The following is an 18,634-nucleotide window of genomic DNA, read 5'->3' on the forward strand; positions in this document are numbered from 1 at the left end:
ACTTCACTTAGTCTTGTTACGAACCGGCTTTGCCGCAGAAGCCCCGATGACGCAGACCTTCACGTCCGCGGACAAGGGCCAAAAAAATCCAGTAGCAGGTCATTCAGAGCCGGTGGCCGATCCAGCATCAGCCAGTGCGAAGCACCTTCCAATCGCTCGTAGCGCCACTCCGATTCCATGAATTCTGCTGAGCCCAACATCTGACTCTCTGTCAGGTAGATATCACCACTGCTCCAGATGCCCATTGTCGGTACCGTGACCGGCGGCATCTGCCAACCTTCCTCGGTCCAGGTCTCGAGGTCCATATTGGCGCGGTACCAGTTAAGTGCCGCGGTAAGGGCACCCGGACGCGAGAGATCGGAGATCCAGGTATCAAGCTCGGGATGATGGCACCAAAGATCCCTGAAGAACTGCCAGTCCTGTCTCGTAATGATATCCTCTGCCGTTCCTCGCCGCATGAACACCAGCATGTACCATGCCAGACGCCGCTGAGCGATACCTGCGTTCCACAATGAAGTGATATGCCCAACCGACAGAGCAACATGTCGCTCAACTCGCTCTGGATACAGCGCGGCCAGATTCCAACCGACAGCCGCACCCCAGTCATGACTCACTAACCGCACTTTCTCAAGCTCAAAATAATCCAGCAGCGCGATGATGTCTCCCACCACCTCGGGCATCGCATAAGCCTCAACCTCCTGCGGCTTGTCCGAACCGCCAAAACCGCGCTGGTCAGGTGCGATCACCCGATAACCCGCTTCGAGCAGTGAAGGCACTTGGTTTCGCCACAGGCGTGCGGAGTCAGGAAACCCATGCAACATCAGTACTGGAGCACCGGATCCTTCGTCCATCACCTGGAAGTTATAATCACCCAAAGTCAGCATCTGAATCGACATAGTATTGCTTCAACTCCATATGTTTCAAAGAACCGGCATGTCGCGATATCAAATATCGTGCGCTATCTTCGACTTAAAGCGGAAGAACGTCCCAACTGGCTTTGCGCAAACAAATACCGGAGCCAGGGAAGGAGTACCTACTCCGCCAGTCCGGGCCAGCTTGATTGACCTCATTTCGAGTACCAGCGACGAGCTCTGCACAGACAAACAATCAAGCTCGAAAAACGCGTACGCTACCAAGCCTCAAAAATCGTAGGCGAGGGTCACGCCGTACGTTCGGGGCTGTCCCACCATGCGCATGACCACATCACTGTTGGAGACAAGGTTTGTCGCGTAGAACTCGTCGAAGAGGTTTTTGCCCCAAGCCGTGATGGTCAGCCCGTTCTCGAGCATTTGCAGGCCGAGACGGGCATCAACCGTCGTGTAGCCGTCAATGATGAATGGGCGTTCATACACGGTACGTATGTCGGCTCGATCCGGCAGAGGTATCCTACTGCCGCCGATGTAGGCATCCGCATCAGTACGATAATTGTAGGTGAACCCCATGAAGAGCTCGCGCTCGCCCCGGGCGCCCAGGGGCATGCGGTAGTCCACGTCAAAGACAGCAGCCCACTCGGGTGCGAATGGCAACCTGTCGCCCGAGAAATCCTGATCATTACCATAGATGTCAGTGCTTTCGAATTTCTCTACCTCGGTATCGAGATAACTCAGGGTTCCAGTCAGCGTCAGGCCATTCACTGGCACCCAGGAGACATCTGCCTCGGCACCCAGAATCCGTGACTCCGGCACATTCTGCAGCTGCTGCAGCAGGCCAAACAGGTCATCCTTGAGTGTGCCCTGAATCTGCTTGTCTTCGTACTCCTGGTAGAAAACCGCGGCATTGGCCTGCATTCTGCCGTCAAGCAAAGTGGCCTTGGTACCCAATTCATAGGACAGCACGGACTCTTGAATTGCCGGTATGAGTGCCGACTGCACGGATGCAGTAATCGCGGGGAAGCTGCCGGCCTTGTAGCCCCTGGAAACATTCAGATAAAGCAAGGTGTCCATATTCAAGCGATAGTCTGCGCCGACCTTCCATGACACATTGTCCTCGGAAAGCTCCGAGACGAAAGGATCTCCGGGCAGTAACTGCTCGTTCAGGGTATAGCAATCTCGCGGGCCCAGTTCGATCCGCTGGCCCGCAAAAATCTCGCCAAGCAGGGTAAAAAGCTCGGCCACCCGACCATCACCCGGGCTATAGCCGCAGATGTAGGTGTCGTTGGTCATGTCGGTGTAGCGGGCGCCTGCACGAAGTGTCAGATCCTCGCTGAGGTCGTATTCCATATTACCAAATACCGCATAGCTCTCGATATCGGCCTCGGAATCGATACCACTGACATTAATAAACAAGTTTGCGGCATTGCTCAGGGAATTGTCTCCGTAGGCAATATGCTGGTCTTCCTTGACCTCGGCAGTTTCGTAGTTCGTGCCCAGTGTCCAGCGCACACTGGCTCCCAGGGCGCCCGCATTTGAAAGGCGCAACTCCTGGTTGAAGGTACGAATCTCACCTTCGTCTTGCGGATTGTCCGCAAATTGCGGCGCCGCGCCGTCGAGATCAGTGACTGGATCCTGATCCAGGTGGTTATAGGTTGAGAGTGAGGTCAAAGTCACGGCATCAGTGATGTCGTAGTCAATCCGCAATGAGGCCTGCGCGATCTTGCGGTCACCCTCCGGGTAAGGATCTGGCGACCAGTCAGCCAGCCGCGCATCGTCTCCCGGTATCAGGGGGTAGTTGGCCTCATCTTCTGTAGGGGCACCAGCCGCGCTGGGAATAATCGTGATGGTCTGCTTGGCCTGCGGGTCCGACTTGTCGATGGATCCATTCAGGTTAAATAAAAGGGATAATCGATCCGTCGGCCTGGATTCCACGATCAGTCGTGCCGCAACATATTCCTGGGCACCGAGCTCATCGTCCCGGGTGTAGCTGCGCTGCCACTCGTCCCGGTTACGGTAATCAAAGGCCAGACGCACGCCGGTGGAGTCGCTGACCGGGCCGCTCACGAAGCCGTTCGCCGTGAACTCACTGAAGCGGCCATAGCCAACCTCAATGCTGCCTGTGGGCTCCGTGGTTGGCTTGGCGGCGATGTAGTTGATCGCCCCGCCAGTGGAGTTCTGCCCGAATAGTGTTCCCTGGGGTCCCTTCAGAACCTCAATGCGCTCAAGGTCAAACAGTGAGCGCCCACCCAGCACCGGGAAAGGCATGGGCGCCTCGTCCAGGTACAGACTGACCGCCGGGTAGACCGCCAGCGCATCGGCGTTGTAGCCCACGCCTCGCAGCGTGTATACCGGCGTATTATGACTCGAGGGCGCCAGCGCCAAGCCGGGAACAATAGCGGCGAATTCTTCCGGATTGGTGATCTGGCGATTCCGTATGGCGTCACCGGATAATGCAGTCACCGTAAGGCCGACATCATTAATGCTTTGCTGGCGCTTGTTTGCGGTGACGACGATTTCCTCCAGCACACTACCTTGCGCCATCACCATGGCCGAACTTAGTCCGAGGGGCGCGCACGCAATTGCGTACGCCAGGAATTTTCTTTTGCCTGTCATTGTCTGTCTCCAGAATGGGCCGGATGCTATGGGATGCCGACCGCAGATATTATTGTGAAAGCCCCGTTAACACTCTACTGATTTTCCAATGATTGTAAACAAATATTGTATGACAAAATTATCAAATCTATTTAGATGCTTTCGTCCCCTCCGCTTTCGTCCCCTCCGCTTTCGGCGCAGGCCAAGTCAACCCTGACTCAACCTCATGCCGACGAGAGACGAGAGCATAGCGCGATGAGTCATATCCACCTGTAGAGGGCAGACCGATATCGCCGCATCGGTCATCGCACGAAGATCGGTGCCATCCAGATCACCTCCTGCATCCGGCTCCAGATGAACCCAGTAATAAGGTATCTGCCGATTATCCACCCGACCTTCGGTCTTGAACGCGCCCGGCGGACGTCGGCCCATGGACACCACCTGCACGCCACTGACCGCATCAGCACTAACCGGCGGGAAATTGATATTGACGAAGGAGCCGTCGGCGATTCCGCACTCGAGCACCTGTTCGACGACAGATACGAGGTAACGCTCCGAGGTATCCCAGGGCACATCCTTGCCACGCTCGAATACCTGGCTGAGCGCGATAGCGGGAATCCCCATTAGCGCAGCCTCCATGGCGACAGCGATTGTGCCGGAATAGTGTATCTCGTCCGCGAGATTGCCGCCGCGGTTTATACCCGCGAGTACCAGCGTCGGCAGCTCTTGCATGATCTCCCGCAGCGCCATCAAAACACAGTCAGTGGGTGACCCCTTGATGGCGATATGCCGGTCGCCCAGCTGCCTGAGTCGAATGGGCGTATGCATGGAGACCGAATGGGAGGCCCCGGATTTTTCCTCGTCAGGCGCGACCACCCACACGTCCTTACAATGCTCTCTTACAATCTTTTCGAGCAGCTGAATGCCCGGGGCGTGTATGCCATCATCGTTGACGATCAGCACCCGATGGTCGGCCAGTCTAGTCATAGTATTTTCTCCAGGACAATGCGCGGTATGCACCGGCGTAGTTGATAAGAAGTCATGCAAGCATGTTACATTACTACTTTTTTGTCATACAATAAAATGTCACCCAAAAGGCGAAACAATATGAAAGATGTATACATAGTCGGTGTCGGCATGACGCCATTCGGGCGCTTTCTGAACCGCTCGCTGACTGCCATTTCAGAGGAAGCCGTAGGCCTTTCACTCACGGACGCTGGCCTGTCACACGATGACATTGAGGCAATTACCTTCGCTAACGCAACTCAGGGCGCCATGGAGGGACAGTTTGGTATTCGCGGGCAGGTTGCTCTCTCTGGCCTGCCTTTCGACGGCGTGCCTATCATTAACGTGGAGAATGCCTGCGCCAGCGCCTCCACGGCCCTCCAGATCGCCATGACCCAGATACAGGCGAGCCAGGTCGATATCGCTCTCGTTATCGGCGCTGAAAAGATGTGCCACACGGACTCGGCTCTATCCATGGCGGCCTTCCAGGGCAGCTGGGACCGCGCCAACAGCGAAAATACCATGGGCCGGCTGGATGCCATGTCTGCCGTCGTACCTACGCCAGCGGAAGAGGCGGCCCGCGAAAGTACGCGCACCGTTTTCATGGACATCTACGCGGCCTTTGCCAAGTATCACATGGGACGCTTTGGTACAACTCAGCGGCAGATCGCCGCGGTCGCCGCCAAGAACCACCGCCATTCAGTAGAAAACCCGCTGTCCCAGTACCGAAAGCCCTTTACCACCGAAGAGGTACTGGCCAGCCGGCTTATCGCCTGGCCGTTCACCCTACCCATGTGCTCGCCAATCAGTGACGGCGCAGCCGCCGCCATCATCTGTAGTGAATCGGCACTCAAGCGCATGGCACATCCAGGTCGGGCCGTAAAGATACGGGCGTGCTGCCTGATGAATGGTGGCCGCCGAGAGCATACCGAGATCGAGAAACACATTTCGCGCCGCGCCGCCTTAAAGGCCTACGAGACAGCCGGGGTAGCGCCGAAGGATATTGACGTAGTGGAATGCCACGATGCTACCGCTTTTGGCGAGATCCAGCAGAGCGAGAACCTGGGCTTTTTTGACTTCGGAGAGGGCGGCCCTGGCGCGGAGCGGGGAGAGACCACCCTGGGTGGACGCATACCCTTTAACCCCTCGGGCGGTCTGGAATCCAAAGGTCATCCCATAGGAGCAACGGGTCTCGGGCAGATTCACGAGCTGGTTACCCAGCTGCGCGGTGAAGCTGGACCGCGACAGGTAACGGGGGCAAGGCTGGCGCTGCAGGAAAACGGCGGCGGCCTGATCGGCATCGAAGAAGCCGCAGTGGTGGTGAGCATACTGGAGGCTTGTAGATGAACATCGCACAGCTACTGGAAAACACAGCGCGGAGCTTTCCCAGACGCCCGGCGGTTTCCTTGGGACGCCGTACCGCTCTTGACTATTCACAACTTGCAGAGCGCACCGCACGCCTGGCTCGCGCCATCGGCAGCCGGGCTGGTGACAGCAGAACGGTTGCGATCACTATTCCGAACTGCCCTGAATACCTGGAAATACTCTACGCGATCTGGCACGCCGGGCTGACCGCGGCCCCCTTGAACGCCAAACTCAGCACCAGCGAGCTGGCTTTCATGGTGCGGGACTGCGGCGCCCGGCTGGCATTCACAAGCACAGAGCAGGCCGTGGAGCTGCGAGCACTGCTTGACGACGTGGCCACTCTGGCTCCCTGCACCGCGGACTATGATACGGCGCTTCAGTCACCGACCGTCGCCATTGCGGACCGTCAGCCGAACGACCCGGCTTGGATTTTCTACACCAGCGGCACCACCGGCAAACCCAAGGGGGCAATTCTCTCCCACGGCAACCTGATGGCGATGACGCTGGCCTACTACGCCGATATCGACTCGCTGGACGAGCACGACACGTTATTGCACCTGGCGGCAACCTCTCATGCCTCGGGTCTGTTCGGGCTGTCTTTCATCGCCAAGGCCGGCAACAATGTCCTGCCGGAAAGTGGCGGCTTTGAGGCTGCGGAACTCGCGGCACTGATCAACCATTACCCAAACCTGACCTTCTTCATGCCACCCACCCTCCTGCGGCGACTCGATCGCTACCCGGCACTAGGACATGCGAACCTGGACAATGTAAAGGCGGTACTTCTGGGCGCAGCTCCGATCACGCCGGCGGATCTGCGCGCCGGCTACGCAATGTTCGGAGCAAAGCTGTGGAATGGTTACGGTCAGGGGGAAAGCCCTTGCACGATCACCGCCATGAGCAAGTCCATGATTGCCCAGTGCATCCGCGATCAGCGTGAGGACCGACTGGCGTCCGTAGGTATTGTGCGCACCGGCCTGCGAATCGCCGTACTCGACGACCAGGGTCAGCCGCTTCCGCTCGGCACAACCGGCGAGATCGCTGTTAGCGGCGCAACCGTCATGCAAGGGTACCTTAACCGGCCCGATGCCACCGCGGAAACAATCGTGGCAGGCTGGCTACGCACTGGCGATATCGGGCGACTGGATAGTGAAGGCTATCTCACACTGCTGGACCGGAAAAAGGATGTGATTATTTCCGGCGGCATGAATATCTATGCCCGCGAGGTTGAGGACGTACTGCATGAATCGGAGGATATCGCCGATATTGCCGTGATCGGACTACCGGATGCGGAATGGGGCGAAAACGTACTTGCCATCGTGGTGCCGTCGCCAGGGGCGACTCCGGATCTCGCGGCACTGGACGACCTCTGCCTGGAGCACTTGGCGCGCTTCAAGCGGCCAAAGCGCTATTACTTTGTGGACGAACTGCCACGGAATGCCAGCGGGAAGGTGCTGAAACGACAGTTACGCGATGAAATAGCCCGGAAAGACCCCGGCGAGCTCCTCAGGCCCCGCCAAGTTGTTACTGTTAAGTATCGCTCGCCCTGTTAAAATTCCAGTCTTTACATTCACAACGACAGGATAGCCGGTCGCCAATATGTGGTGGCACCCGGGTGCAGGGGAATGATCAGATGAGCGAATTGCAGAAACCGGGACCAGACAAGTCAAAGAAACGCGTGAACAAGGGCGGAAATTCGCCCGACATTGTCGTAGACTGGATCCAGGAAGGGCTGTACAACGGCCGCTATGTCCCCGGGCAAAAGCTGGTCGAGGCGGACCTGATCGCGACCTTGAACATCTCACGGGGTCCTGTACGAGAAGCCCTCAAACGGCTGCATGGCAAGGGCATCACCAAGCAGATTCCTTACCGTGGCGCGCACATCCGGGCGTTTTCCCGCAAAGAGGCCGCCGACCTGCTGACCGTTCTTGAACCCATGACCTCGTTGATGGCGAAGCTCGCCGCGGAGGCCGTTGCGGCAGGCGCTTCGACAAAACCGCTTGCCGGCATTCAACAATGGATCAACAGGTTCCAACGTGGCAGCGTGAATGACGTAACCTTCGTCGGCAAGCGACAGCACCTGTACCAAACCCTGATGGAAATCGGGGGCAATGTCGAACTCCCCTACATCATGCCCATTGCACTACTACACCTCCTGCGCCTGCAGTCTTTCCCCTACCTCGATCGCAAAACGCGCCAGCAGGTCATCGACGAGTACATGCGCATTATTGATGCGGTACTCAACGGCGATGCGACCCGCGCCGCCCGGGTCGGCAAGCAACATGTTCAGGCCGCAAAGAAGCGCCTCGCGGCACTGCCTGATGAGGCATTTCCGGACTTTCGCGCCAGCAGCTAGGCCTTGTGCCGCGACAGAATGAGCCAAACCTGGGCCAAAGCACGCAGGTGAGGCCGCACGATCTACAGCACCTCATGGATGTGGTACCGCGGCCCGGCGTCGAGACGCTCCCCAATGCCCACTGCCAGCATCCGGTTCAACCAATTATAGCGTGGGTCAGCCGTATCAAAGCGCGGCACGATACGAAAATAGATCTTCCGGTAATCGACCGCTTTTCCCGCGGCCAGTTCCGCCATAGCATCCGCGGGGCCATGGCGCATACCGAGATATTCGCAGTTGATCAGCGCACCGTCGTGAGTCTCTATCACCAGCCTCACATTCAGCTCGAGAATACCCGCGGCATTGGTTACCGCCCAGTCGCTTCCGCCTGAAAGAATACGCCCGGACAGACGCGGGCCCTCAATGCTGCCACCGCGCACGGGCACACACTTACGCTCACCCACGGGTGTGGCACCAAGCCTGTGCGGCTCGTCGAGAACCGCCGTGAGAATTGCCAGTGGCCTGGTGTGTAATGGATAAGGCACAACGCCCCGGGTTGTCTGAATCTCCGTCATGATGTCGCTCCTATACTCAGGTTGTCGACGCCATCATTGCCTGGGGGCGCCACAAGCCCCGTTGCGCGTTGACCGCAGTCGGGACATCTAATATTGTATTACCAAATTATTATACAAACTGTGAGGAATTGTTGTGTCTACACTTGTGCTTGGCGGCTCTCGGGGAATCGGGTTGGAAATTGCAAGCGGCTTCGCACGCGACGGCAGCCATGTTTTTATCAATTATGCGGGTAATGATGCCGTTGCAGAGAAAGCGAAACAACGGATTTTAGACGAAGGCGGTCACTGTACCCTGGTTAAGGCGGATGTATCAACGACGGAAGGTTGCACGGCGATCGCGCATGCCGTGGCGCGTGAAACCGACAGGGTCGATCAGCTCGTACACAGCGCTGTGATGGCTTACCCGACAACCACGCTAGGCGCCGAGCCCAGTCGTTTTGCAAAGGCAGTGTCAGTGAATGGCCTGTCTCTGCTGTACATCACCCAAGCGCTTGAGGGTCTGCTCATCCGAGGAAGTACCGTTTTTTACCTCACAAGCCGCGGCGGTCGTACGGTGGTTGAAAACTATGCCGCCATTGGCGTAAGCAAGGCGCTGGCAGAGAGTCTGGTCCGCTACATGGCGGTGGAACTGGCCCCGAGTGGCATCCGAATCAACTGTATCGCCCCCGGCATCGTCGAAACGGAAGCGGTACGCGCAGTTTTCGGGAGTGACGCTGGCAGTATTGTTGCGCAGTCAGGAGACAAGAACCCCAGCGGGCGCGGCGTACAAAGTGACGACTATACCGAACTGATGCGCTTTCTCGCCTCACCGGCCGCCGAATACATTACCGGGCAGACGTTTTTTGTGAATGGCGGGGCGAATCTCCATGCATGACGGCGAGGTTCTGGGCGGATATTACACGGTGATAAAATTGGGCCCTCGCCCGATATACCAGCCTCCATGACTGGCACACCGGACTTGCCTGACCACCCGACCTAGGCGTGCACCGGGCAGCGCGACACCTCTGGCTGAGCTTCAGGAACATCCTGACCCGCACTTTTCTCCAGCGCCTGGCGGGGGCCAAAGAACTCTAAATGAACCTGGGCCGCCGGTATCCCCCACGCAAGCAAGTCATGATAAATGTTGATCATGAAGGGCTGCGGCCCACAAAAGTAGTAGTCGGCATCCCGCTTTGGCACCAGGGATTCAATCAGCTCAGCGTCAACCAGACCGGTACTTGAAGAGCCCGAGCGGTCGGCACCCGCGGCGGCCGGCTCATCGTAGCGGTAATGAACCCTCAGGTTCGGGTACTGTGAAGCCAGGGCATCAACAGTGCCACGGAATGCCTGGGACTTCTCATCCTGGGCACCGTGAACAAAGATAATCTCGCGCCCGGGCATCGCCTCAAGGGCACTCAGGAGCATGCTCATGAGTGGCGTAACACCCACACCCGCCGCCAGGAGAACCAAGGGTCGCTGGTGTTTTTCTGTTACATCGAGGAAGAATTCACCACAGGGAGCGACCAGCTCCAGCTCTGAGCCAACCCCCAGTTCCGCGTGCAGGAGATTGGAAACGTAGCCATCCGGCGTCCCTGCGCCAGGCCCGGTTTCCCGTTTTACGCTAATGCGGAAGTGATCCTGCCCGGGCTTGTCCGAGAGGCTGTAGTTGCGCATGGTCGTGTACCCGTCGGGGCCTTTTACGCGCAGGGTGATGTACTGTCCCGGCTTGTACTCCGGCAGCTCACCGCCATCAACCGGGGACAGGTAGAAGGATGTGATGACGGTGCTTTCGATATCTTTCCGGATAATGCGGAAACCCCTGAACCCGTTCCAGCCGCCGGGAACACCTGCGAGTTCACTATAAACCTGCTCCTCGCGGCCAATCAGGATATCCGCCAGGAAACCATAGGCTTCGGCCCAGGCGTTAATCACCTCATCCGTCGCGCCCTCGCCCAGCACCTCGGAGATCGAGGCCAGCAGGTTCTCGCCTACAATGGGATAATGCTCGGGCTGGATCTGCAGGGAAACATGCTTCTGTGCGATAAGCTCGACTGCACCGCCGAGCGCCTCCAGGTTATCGATATTGGCCGCGTAAGCACAGATGGCCCCTGCCAACGCCTTTTGCTGGAGACCGGCAGCCTGATTGGCCGGATTGAACAGTGGTGCAACTTCGGGATTATGGGAAAACATCCTCTTGTAGAAATGACGGGTCAGGGTCTCCCCGTGCTCTTCAAGAATTGGTGCGGTGGCTTTAACGACTTTGATGGTTTCTTCGCTTAACATCCGGGATCCTTATCTATCATAAATTTATAATATGTATAACATATACACATTAAGATTATTCCCGGTTGTGCCAGCCTTTGCAAGACTAATTTCAAGGTGACTCCATGCATTTGACAACGTTTACCGACTACGGCCTGCGCACCCTCATGTATCTTGCGGCGGAGCCTGACAAGCTTTGCAGCGTTCGCGAGATCGCGGAGCACTACGCTATTTCGCGGAACCACCTGGTTAAGGTGGTCCACAAACTGAGCCAACTGGGCTACGTGGCCAGCAGCAAGGGGAAAGGCGGGGGCATTCGGCTGGCCCGGAATCCGGGTGACCTTTATCTGGGCGACCTGATCAGCAGTCTCGAACCCAACATGAACGTGGTTGAGTGTTTTAACGAAGAAACCAACACCTGCAAGGTGAGTAGCAGCTGCCAGCTGAAGTACTTTCTCGGCGACGCCAACCAGGCTTTTATCCGCTCACTTAACAGCCACACTCTGGCGGATACAGTTCCCGACCGGGAACTGTTCCTCCAGCCTCTCAAGTTTGTCTGATACCCGATTAGCGAATCGGCCCCTCAGGATGGACATCGACCTCTAGCGCGCCGATAACCCCTTAAAACGGTCGGGCGCGTAGGTTTGGTGACATTGCAGACAGGACTCCGTCATCTGCTGGAATACATCAAGCTGTGCCGCGCTGTCCTCTTGCGTGCCGCTTTCCGACAGTTCGGCAGCCAGGCCGTGAAAAGCTTTGTCCAGCTCCACGAAACCGCCTGGCAGCGCGGCCCGCAGGGTGCGCCGATCTTCCTCGCTCAGGGACTGGGCCAGAATAAAGCTGTCGTGGATCGCCTGCCCGCGCTCCTCTACAACGTCGTGCTGGCCGCGGACGATTGCACTGAGGACACTCTGCATGGCGCCCTCAATTGCCCTCATCTCTTGCTGTAGCAGGCTGCGAATTCGCGGATCCAGGTTTTCGGTCGCATTCTCTGCCCCCGCTGTGTGCGTGATGAGTACCAGCATCATGGCCATGGCAGTGCAGTGGTGGTTTCGCAGCAGCTTCATAGATCAGTCCCCGCAGGTTGTACGGCTCAGATCCTGTAGTATGGCACAGCGCGCAAGCAGGGAAACGTCAGCCGTGGTCGGCGAGGCAAGCAAGTCACAGTAGCATTCCCTGCCGCTTGCCATTATCCTGCGTCGTCACCTGAATTACGGATGTAACCCCAAAAGATATGACCTATTGCCTAGCCATCGCTGTGGAAGACGGACTGATATTCTGCTCGGACTCCAGAACGAATGCCGGACCGGACCGGGTAAGCACCTATAGCAAGATGCACCGGTTTTCGGTGGCCTATGATCGCTCGCTGATCCTGTTGAGCGCCGGCAACCTCGCCACCAGCCAGGCGGTTATCACCCAGATCCAGCGCGATCTTGAAGAAGACGCCAAATTCAATATCCTCAAGGCGCGCTACGTAGCGGATGTCGCCGACTATGTAGGTGAGATAAATGTGCGGGAGCAGGCCAAATATACAGCTTCCAGTGCACCGGGAGCCGGGCCAGGCTTCAATGCCACCGCCTCCTTTATTATCGGCGGCCAGATCAAGGGCCACTCCCAGGAACTTTACCTGGTGTACCCGGAGGGCAACCACATTACCGCCTCGGAAATTTATCCCTACCTGCAGATTGGCGAAACCAAGTACGGCAAACCGATCCTGGACCGCATTATTCGCCCCGACACCCCCTATGAGACGGCTATGCGTTGTGCGGTGGTCTCCATGGATTCCACCATCCGCTCCAACGCCACGGTCGGGCCACCACTGGAGTGCCTGTTTTACCGCAATAACAGCCTGAAGCCGCACGAACGCTACTTCAACCTTCCGGAACACCATCCCTATCTGGCAAAACTGCGCCAAAGCTGGGACGAGGGGTTGCGCGATGCGTTTGACAAACTCCCGGGCTTCAATGAAGTGTTTGCAGACGACGAATAACCCCGTCCACAAAACACAGCTTGGACTCAACCCGGCTATTGATGACGAATGGGTAGGCATCGCCCCTACCGACGCTGCGGTTCAATTCATTCAGCGCAATACTCAGTGTTCGCCACAGGCCGATACGGGCGTTAATGGTCAGGGTTGAGATATCCTGCCGGGTAATCTGGTAAGCCGCCGCCGTTTCCAGCGCGTCGTGAATATGCAGGTAGTGGCCCCAGGTTTCGGCCCAGTCCTCCGTGGGGTGAACGCTGGCATAGGCGCTGATGTAGTTGTTGCGCCAGTCCAGCGCCGGCCCCTCGCGATAATGCCTGTTCAACGCAGCCTGGTAATCCAGGCTGTCGTCGCCGAAAAGCGCCGTGAACTCGGCTCGCATCTTGTCATCCGCGTGCAGACGGGCCCAGTAATAGTGCCCTGATTCGTGACGCAAATGACCAAGGACAGTGCGGTAGCTTTCGTTCATTTCCTCTCGCACCGAGATTCGTGCAATTTCGTCGGCCTCCAGGGTATTGATGGTAATAACCCCGCCCAGAAAGCCGGTGCTGACGAAGGTTTCCGCATACTCTTCCCGCGAGCGACCGTCTTCAATGAAATCCAGCAGCAATCCGTTAGCGGGGTCGCGCCAACCGTCCACCAGCGGTACTTTCAGGCTCAACAGCGTGTAGAACAGGCGTTTCTTGCCCTGCTCGAGAATGCGCCAGCGCTGGATATTGTCGGGCAGGCTGAGATCGGGAATAGTCCGATTGAACTGGCACCCAAAACACAGTGGATGGGTGCTTGCCGCCGGACGCAGCCAGTTGCACACATCCCAGCGAATGTCGTTATCACAGCGCCGGTATTCGCCTCCATTGTCGGCCCGGTAAATTCCTTCGCCCTGGTCGGTCAGTGCTTGCATGGCCAGGGAGGCGGGATCAAAGCCCAGCCGCATGCCACAAGCCACACAATGCTGGCTTTCGAAAAAGACCTGGCTGCCACAGGCACACTGCAGGCGTCTCATGGTGTGTGGGGGTTAAACCAGGTCGCCGTGATTTGCCGGTGCAACTCACTGAGCAGGGCCTGGAAGTCATCAATATACTGGTGCAGTTGTTCCCGGGACATTGCCCCGGCATCCAGGCGCGCCAGCTTGCGGCGGCTACGGTCCAGCACCCGCAATGCCGGCCCGTGATTGTTCAGCGGCTTGAGTTCGCCACGGATCTCACTCAGGCAATAAGCAACCGAACGCGGCAAAATCGCCTCGCGGAACATGAATTCCACCACCAGGTCTGCCTCTATCAGTGGCCCGATCATGCGCCGGTAGGACCCGAAAGCCGACAGCGCCTGCAACAGGGAACCCCAAAGCAGCGGCTCGATAGCGCTGTCTACGCCATCGCGAGAGAGAATTTCGGCAACACCGACGTCGATCAGGCGGGTGGTCATGTCAGAACGTTCCAGCAGATGACCGAGCCGGAGAAAGCGGTAGGCATGATCCCGGGGCAAAGTGGTCGCCAGCATGCCATTAATGAGCTGGCAGCGATTGACCACCTCCTCGAGAAAGGCCCGGCGATTGCGCCGGCCAACGGATTTTTCCGCCATTTCCTCGGTGTAAAGGTACAACTCGTTAATCTGCTCCCAGGTTTCCTCCGGCAGCACATCCCGGGTGGTACGGACATTTTCCCGGGCACAGCGCACCGCAAAGGGGATACTGGAAACGTTGTCCTGTTCCGCAATCAGGAATTTGAGTACGTTTTGCTCGTTACCCACACGGTAGCTGCGGAAGAAGGCCGTGTCCGCATCCAGAATCCTGATCAGTACGTCCCAGCCCAGATCGGAGCCCCGCGGGATATCCATAATCAGGTGATTGTAGGCCGCCAGCAACCGCGCGGTGTCCTCTGCGCGCTCGAGGTAACGCGCCATCCAGTACAGCCGGTCCGCCACCCGGGAGAGCATGGTCACGTTTTACCCTCCACAATCCAGGTATCTTTGCTGCCGCCGCCCTGGGAAGAGTTAACCACCAGTGACCCTTTCACCAGCGCCACCCGGGTAAGGCCGCCCGGGGTTACCCAGCTGTCCTTACCCTGCAGGATAAAAGGGCGTAAATCGAGGTGCCGTGGTTCAACGGCGTCGTCAATATAAGTGGGAGCCGTCGATAGCGCGAGTGTCGGCTGGGCCACATAATTACGCGGATTGGCCTCAATCAGGGCGGCAAACTCGCGGCGGGTTGCCGCGGTACTGTGGGGGCCTACCATAATGCCGTAACCACCGGACTCATTGGCGGGCTTGACCACCAGCTTGTCCAGGTTGTTAAGCACGTATTCGCGGTCCTTCTCGCGCATACACAGGTAAGTGGGTACGCTGGCAAGCAACGGCTTTTCCTTCAGGTAGTAACGGATCATCTCCGGAACGAACGCATAAATGACCTTATCGTCGGCGACACCGCTGCCGGGTGCATTGGCGATCGCGACCTTGCCCGCCTTCCAGGCACGCATCAGGCCGGGAACGCCCAGTGCCGAGTCTTCCCTGAACACTTCCGGGTCCATGAAGTCTTCGTCGATGCGGCGGTAAATAACATCCACCTGCAGTGGGCCATCAACGGTGCGCATGTAAACGCAGTCGTCATCCGCCACCAGCAGGTCACTGCCCTCTACCAGTTCCGCCCCCATACCCTGGGCCAGGTAGGCATGCTCAAAATAGGCGGAGTTATAAATGCCGGGGGTGAGCACTACAATGCACGGCCGCCGGCGCTCGCGTGGTGACAGGGAAGCCAGTGTCCCGTATAGCCGTGAAGGGTAGTCGTCCAGCGGCAGGATACTGTAGTTTTCGAACAGCTCCGGTAATACCCGCTTGGTGATTTCGCGATTTTCAATCATGTAGGAGACACCTGAGGGCACCCGAAGATTGTCCTCCAGCACGTAAAACCTGCCATCACCATCGCGCACCAGGTCAGAGCCACAGATATGCGCCCATACGCCGTAGCGCGGCGACATACCGGCACAGGGTGCCTTGTAGTTCGCAGATTCCAGCACTATGTCCGCAGGCACTATGCCATCGGCGAGAATGCGTTGCTTGTTGTAGATGTCATCGATAAAGCAGTTGAGGGCCCGGCTGCGTTGGCGCAGGCCGTCGCTGACCGCCTGCCACTGCCGCGCGGAAATCACCCGGGGAATGATATCGAAAGGCCAGGCGCGATCGATATTGCCGCCCTCGGTGTACACGGTAAAGGAAATACCCATTTCCCGGATCGCCAGTTCGGCCGCCGCACGGCGATCCGCCATCTCCTGCACCGACAAACCCTGCAACAGGCGAATGGCCCCGCGGGCCGCCGTTCGTGGCTGGCCGGCAGGGGTAATCAGCTCGTCGAAGAAGTTGCCCGCCTGATAAGACTTCCAGCTTTCGTTCATCGTTTCCCTGGCCAAAGTGGGCAGACTGTTGAGGTTACACAAACCTGGCGGGCATAACCAGCGGCATATTGGGGTCACCAGAACCCTTAACCCACCCGCACAAAAGGGCTACACTCTTGGCAAAGCCATAACAGACAAGCGGTGACCATGAGCACACGAATCCATCATCGGGCCTGCCACCTGTGCGAAGCCATTTGTGGGCTTCTGATCACCACTGACGAAGAGCAGGTCATATCGATCAAGGGCGATCCCAATGACCCGCTCAGCAGGGGGCATATCTGCCCGAAAGCCGTGGCCCTGCAGGATATCCACGAAGACCCGGACCGTTTGCGACGACCTGTGCGGCGGATCACCGGAGCGGATGGTGCCGATGAATGGCGGGAGATCAGCTGGGAAGAGGCGCTTGATACTACCGCGCAGCGGCTGCTCGAGACGGCCCAGCGCGATGGGGTGAATGCCGTGGGTATTTACATGGGCAATCCCACCGTGCACAACTACGGCATGATGACCCACCAGAAAAACCTGTTCCGCTATTTCCGCACCGACAATCGCTTTTCCGCCACCTCGGTGGATCAGCTGCCCCATCACCTGGTTTCCCTGTGGCTGTTTGGCCACAAGTCCCTGTTCCCGATTCCGGACATTGACCGCAGCGACTATTTCCTGATGCTGGGGGCCAACCCGATTGCCTCCAACGGCAGCATCTGGACCGTGCCCGATGTGCGCAAACGCATCAAGGACTTGAAGCATCGCGGCGGCAAGCTGGTGGTGATCGACCCGCGCCGCACTGAAACCGCACAGCTGGCCACTGAACACCATTTCATTACCCCCGGCACCGATGCCCTGTTTCTGCTGGCGCTGTTGCATACCCTGTTCGCGGAAAATCTCGTGGCGCCTGCGCACCTGGCTGATTTCGTCACCGGGTTGGACGAAATCAGCGCTGCAATTGCCGATTTCACGCCCGAGTTCGCCACCGACCATACCGGCATCGACGCCGCTACAACACGCCGCATCGCCCGTGAACTCGCCGCCGCCGGTGCCGCTATCTGCTATGGCCGCATGGGTGTTTCCACCCAGGCCTACGGCACGCTGTGCCAATGGACAATCCAGATACTCAATATTGTCACCGGCAATCTCGACAAGCCCGGCGGGTCACTATTCACCCTGCCGGCGGTGGACCAGGTCAGTAACATAAGCCCCGGCGGCTTTGGCCGTCACTTCAGCCGGGTAAGGCAGTTACCCGAGTTCGATCGTGAGTTGCCGGCCTCTGCCATGGCCGAGGAAATCAGCACGCCGGGGGAAGGCCGGATACGGGCGCTGTTTGTAGGTGCCGGCAACCCGGTACTGTCCACTCCCAACGGACGGCAGCTGGATGATGCACTCGCGCAGCTGGAGTTTATGGTCTGCCTGGATCCTTACCTCAATGAAACAACACGTCACGCGGACATTATCCTGCCACCCACGTCACCCCTGGAGCACGACCACTACGACATCGGCTTCCATATCAATGCCATTCGCAACACCGCCCGCCATAGTGAGGCCGTGTTCGATAAACCGGAAGACGCACTGCATGACTGGGAAATTTTTGCCCAGCTGGGGGCACGGGTAGGGGCATTGCTGGGTGAAGAGCCACAGCCGGTGATGAGACCAGACGAGATTATTGATATGGGCCTGCAGAGCGGCCCCTACAGCGCGCGCAGGGGCAGTGAATTTGAGCTCAGCCTGGCGCGGCTGCGCGACCATCCTTCCGGTATCGATATGGGCCCACTGCAGCCGCAGCTGCCGGCGCGCCTGCAAACCCGCGACCAGCACATCAACTGCGCCACCCCACAGGTACTGGGAGACCTGCAACGCCTGCGCGATGAATTTGCAGTGGCCGAAGACGGGCTGCTGAAGCTGATTGGCCGCCGCCATGTTCGCTCCAATAATTCCTGGATGCACAATTACCGGCGCCTGGTGAAAGGCAAGGACCGCTGCACGCTGCTGATGCATCCGCATGATATGCACAGCCGCGATATCGGCAATGGCGATGAGGTTGCGGTGAGCTCGAGGGCAGGGTCGCTTATCGTGCGCGCGGAGGCCAGCGAAGACATGATGCGTGGCGTGGTCAGCCTGCCCCACGGCTTTGGCCATAACCGTCCCGGCATCCGCATGGATATTGCAAAGCGTCATGCCGGGGTAAGCTGCAATGACATTACCGATGACCTCGCCCTGGATGCCCTCTCCGGTAACGCCGCCGTCAACGGCGTGCCGGTAACCGTCAGTACAGTTACCTGTGCATAGCGCAG

Annotated in this window: 16 protein-coding genes; 7 read left to right on the forward strand and 9 right to left on the reverse strand. The window is 58.1% G+C overall.

The window, feature by feature from the left end; translation table 11 throughout:
* Positions 1-59: 59 nt before the first annotated feature.
* The 3 genes from CWI75_RS13695 to surE all read right to left on the reverse strand — a co-directional run bounded on the left by CWI75_RS13695 (position 60) and on the right by surE (position 4,451).
* Positions 60-896, reverse strand: a complete 837-nt coding sequence (locus tag CWI75_RS13695; protein ID WP_101522081.1) for an alpha/beta fold hydrolase — start codon at positions 894-896, stop codon at positions 60-62.
* 243 nt (positions 897-1,139) lie between these two features.
* Positions 1,140-3,485, reverse strand: a complete 2,346-nt coding sequence (locus CWI75_RS13700) for a TonB-dependent receptor (protein ID WP_101522082.1) — start codon at positions 3,483-3,485, stop codon at positions 1,140-1,142.
* Positions 3,486-3,671: 186 nt separating this feature from the next.
* Positions 3,672-4,451 (reverse strand): 5'/3'-nucleotidase SurE, encoded by a 780-nt coding sequence (gene surE / locus CWI75_RS13705; RefSeq protein WP_101522083.1) that lies wholly within the window; start codon positions 4,449-4,451, stop codon positions 3,672-3,674.
* A 120-nt stretch (positions 4,452-4,571) separates the two neighbouring features.
* Here surE and CWI75_RS13710 point away from each other — a divergent pair, with 120 nt between their 5' ends.
* The 3 genes from CWI75_RS13710 to CWI75_RS13720 all read left to right on the forward strand — a co-directional run bounded on the left by CWI75_RS13710 (position 4,572) and on the right by CWI75_RS13720 (position 8,187).
* Positions 4,572-5,816 carry a thiolase family protein gene (locus CWI75_RS13710; protein ID WP_101522084.1) on the forward strand — a complete coding sequence of 415 codons (1,245 nt, stop codon included), beginning with the start codon at positions 4,572-4,574 and terminating at the stop codon, positions 5,814-5,816.
* Entirely contained in the window at positions 5,813-7,384 is a 1,572-nt protein-coding gene (locus tag CWI75_RS13715; RefSeq protein WP_101522085.1) for a class I adenylate-forming enzyme family protein, read from the forward strand. Before CWI75_RS13710 ends, CWI75_RS13715 begins: the two co-directional genes overlap by 4 nt.
* Positions 7,385-7,464: 80 nt before the next feature.
* The gene (locus CWI75_RS13720; RefSeq protein ID WP_101522086.1) at positions 7,465-8,187 is read left to right on the forward strand and encodes a GntR family transcriptional regulator; all 723 of its coding nucleotides are present in this window, start codon (positions 7,465-7,467) and stop codon (positions 8,185-8,187) included.
* A 62-nt stretch (positions 8,188-8,249) separates the two neighbouring features.
* On the opposite strand, the gene CWI75_RS13725 is transcribed toward CWI75_RS13720, so the two are convergent.
* Positions 8,250-8,741 (reverse strand): DUF3237 domain-containing protein, encoded by a 492-nt coding sequence (locus CWI75_RS13725; RefSeq protein ID WP_101522087.1) that lies wholly within the window; start codon positions 8,739-8,741, stop codon positions 8,250-8,252.
* A 145-nt stretch (positions 8,742-8,886) separates the two neighbouring features.
* Between CWI75_RS13725 and CWI75_RS13730 the strand changes: the two genes are divergently transcribed.
* Positions 8,887-9,615: an SDR family NAD(P)-dependent oxidoreductase gene (locus CWI75_RS13730; protein ID WP_277621770.1), complete on the forward strand. Its 729-nt coding sequence runs from the start codon at positions 8,887-8,889 to the stop codon at positions 9,613-9,615.
* 101 nt (positions 9,616-9,716) lie between these two features.
* Here CWI75_RS13730 and hmpA read toward each other — a convergent pair whose 3' ends face one another.
* Complete coding sequence (gene hmpA, locus CWI75_RS13735) at positions 9,717-11,003, reverse strand: NO-inducible flavohemoprotein (protein ID WP_101522089.1); 1,287 nt, start codon at positions 11,001-11,003, stop codon at positions 9,717-9,719.
* Between the two features lie 104 nt (positions 11,004-11,107).
* On the opposite strand from hmpA, the gene CWI75_RS13740 reads away from it, so the two are divergent.
* The gene (locus CWI75_RS13740) at positions 11,108-11,542 is read left to right on the forward strand and encodes an Rrf2 family transcriptional regulator (protein ID WP_101522090.1); all 435 of its coding nucleotides are present in this window, start codon (positions 11,108-11,110) and stop codon (positions 11,540-11,542) included.
* Positions 11,543-11,584: 42 nt separating this feature from the next.
* Here CWI75_RS13740 and CWI75_RS13745 read toward each other — a convergent pair whose 3' ends face one another.
* Entirely contained in the window at positions 11,585-12,049 is a 465-nt protein-coding gene (locus tag CWI75_RS13745; protein WP_101522091.1) for a cytochrome c, read from the reverse strand.
* Between the two features lie 167 nt (positions 12,050-12,216).
* Here CWI75_RS13745 and CWI75_RS13750 point away from each other — a divergent pair, with 167 nt between their 5' ends.
* Positions 12,217-12,972: an Ntn hydrolase family protein gene (locus CWI75_RS13750; RefSeq protein WP_101522092.1), complete on the forward strand. Its 756-nt coding sequence runs from the start codon at positions 12,217-12,219 to the stop codon at positions 12,970-12,972.
* Here CWI75_RS13750 and CWI75_RS13755 read toward each other — a convergent pair.
* The 3 genes from CWI75_RS13755 to CWI75_RS13765 are packed head-to-tail and all read right to left on the reverse strand — an operon-like array spanning position 12,944 to position 16,349.
* Entirely contained in the window at positions 12,944-13,969 is a 1,026-nt protein-coding gene (locus tag CWI75_RS13755; protein WP_101522093.1) for a zinc-binding metallopeptidase family protein, read from the reverse strand. The genes CWI75_RS13750 and CWI75_RS13755 overlap by 29 nt on opposite strands.
* Complete coding sequence (locus CWI75_RS13760) at positions 13,966-14,898, reverse strand: alpha-E domain-containing protein (protein WP_101522159.1); 933 nt, start codon at positions 14,896-14,898, stop codon at positions 13,966-13,968. Before CWI75_RS13760 ends, CWI75_RS13755 begins: the two co-directional genes overlap by 4 nt.
* Before the next feature lie 2 nt (positions 14,899-14,900).
* Positions 14,901-16,349, reverse strand: a complete 1,449-nt coding sequence (locus CWI75_RS13765; RefSeq protein WP_101522094.1) for a circularly permuted type 2 ATP-grasp protein — start codon at positions 16,347-16,349, stop codon at positions 14,901-14,903.
* 147 nt (positions 16,350-16,496) lie between these two features.
* Here CWI75_RS13765 and CWI75_RS13770 point away from each other — a divergent pair, with 147 nt between their 5' ends.
* On the forward strand, positions 16,497-18,629 hold the full coding sequence (locus CWI75_RS13770; RefSeq protein WP_101522095.1) for a molybdopterin-dependent oxidoreductase: 2,133 nt from the start codon (positions 16,497-16,499) through the stop codon (positions 18,627-18,629).
* Positions 18,630-18,634 lie beyond the last annotated feature (5 nt).

Origin of the sequence: Kineobactrum sediminis (assembly GCF_002868715.1) — a bacterium.
GTDB classification, from domain to species: Bacteria; Pseudomonadota; Gammaproteobacteria; order Pseudomonadales; family Halieaceae; genus Kineobactrum; species Kineobactrum sediminis.

Bases quoted from the DNA above. Each gene is read 5' to 3' on its own strand.
- CWI75_RS13755 (WP_101522093.1), bottom strand. From the start codon at position 13,969: ATGAGACGCCTGCAGTGTGCCTGTGGCAGCCAGGTCTTTTTCGAAAGC.
- surE (WP_101522083.1), bottom strand. From the start codon at position 4,451: ATGACTAGACTGGCCGACCATCGGGTGCTGATCGTCAACGATGATGGC.
- CWI75_RS13770 (WP_101522095.1), top strand. From the start codon at position 16,497: ATGAGCACACGAATCCATCATCGGGCCTGCCACCTGTGCGAAGCCATT.
- CWI75_RS13710 (WP_101522084.1), top strand. From the start codon at position 4,572: ATGAAAGATGTATACATAGTCGGTGTCGGCATGACGCCATTCGGGCGC.
- CWI75_RS13750 (WP_101522092.1), top strand. From the start codon at position 12,217: ATGACCTATTGCCTAGCCATCGCTGTGGAAGACGGACTGATATTCTGC.
- CWI75_RS13740 (WP_101522090.1), top strand. From the start codon at position 11,108: ATGCATTTGACAACGTTTACCGACTACGGCCTGCGCACCCTCATGTAT.
- CWI75_RS13725 (WP_101522087.1), bottom strand. From the start codon at position 8,741: ATGACGGAGATTCAGACAACCCGGGGCGTTGTGCCTTATCCATTACAC.
- CWI75_RS13715 (WP_101522085.1), top strand. From the start codon at position 5,813: ATGAACATCGCACAGCTACTGGAAAACACAGCGCGGAGCTTTCCCAGA.
- CWI75_RS13720 (WP_101522086.1), top strand. From the start codon at position 7,465: ATGAGCGAATTGCAGAAACCGGGACCAGACAAGTCAAAGAAACGCGTG.
- CWI75_RS13765 (WP_101522094.1), bottom strand. From the start codon at position 16,349: ATGAACGAAAGCTGGAAGTCTTATCAGGCGGGCAACTTCTTCGACGAG.
- CWI75_RS13745 (WP_101522091.1), bottom strand. From the start codon at position 12,049: ATGAAGCTGCTGCGAAACCACCACTGCACTGCCATGGCCATGATGCTG.
- CWI75_RS13700 (WP_101522082.1), bottom strand. From the start codon at position 3,485: ATGACAGGCAAAAGAAAATTCCTGGCGTACGCAATTGCGTGCGCGCCC.
- CWI75_RS13695 (WP_101522081.1), bottom strand. From the start codon at position 896: ATGTCGATTCAGATGCTGACTTTGGGTGATTATAACTTCCAGGTGATG.
- CWI75_RS13760 (WP_101522159.1), bottom strand. From the start codon at position 14,898: ATGCTCTCCCGGGTGGCGGACCGGCTGTACTGGATGGCGCGTTACCTC.
- hmpA (WP_101522089.1), bottom strand. From the start codon at position 11,003: ATGTTAAGCGAAGAAACCATCAAAGTCGTTAAAGCCACCGCACCAATT.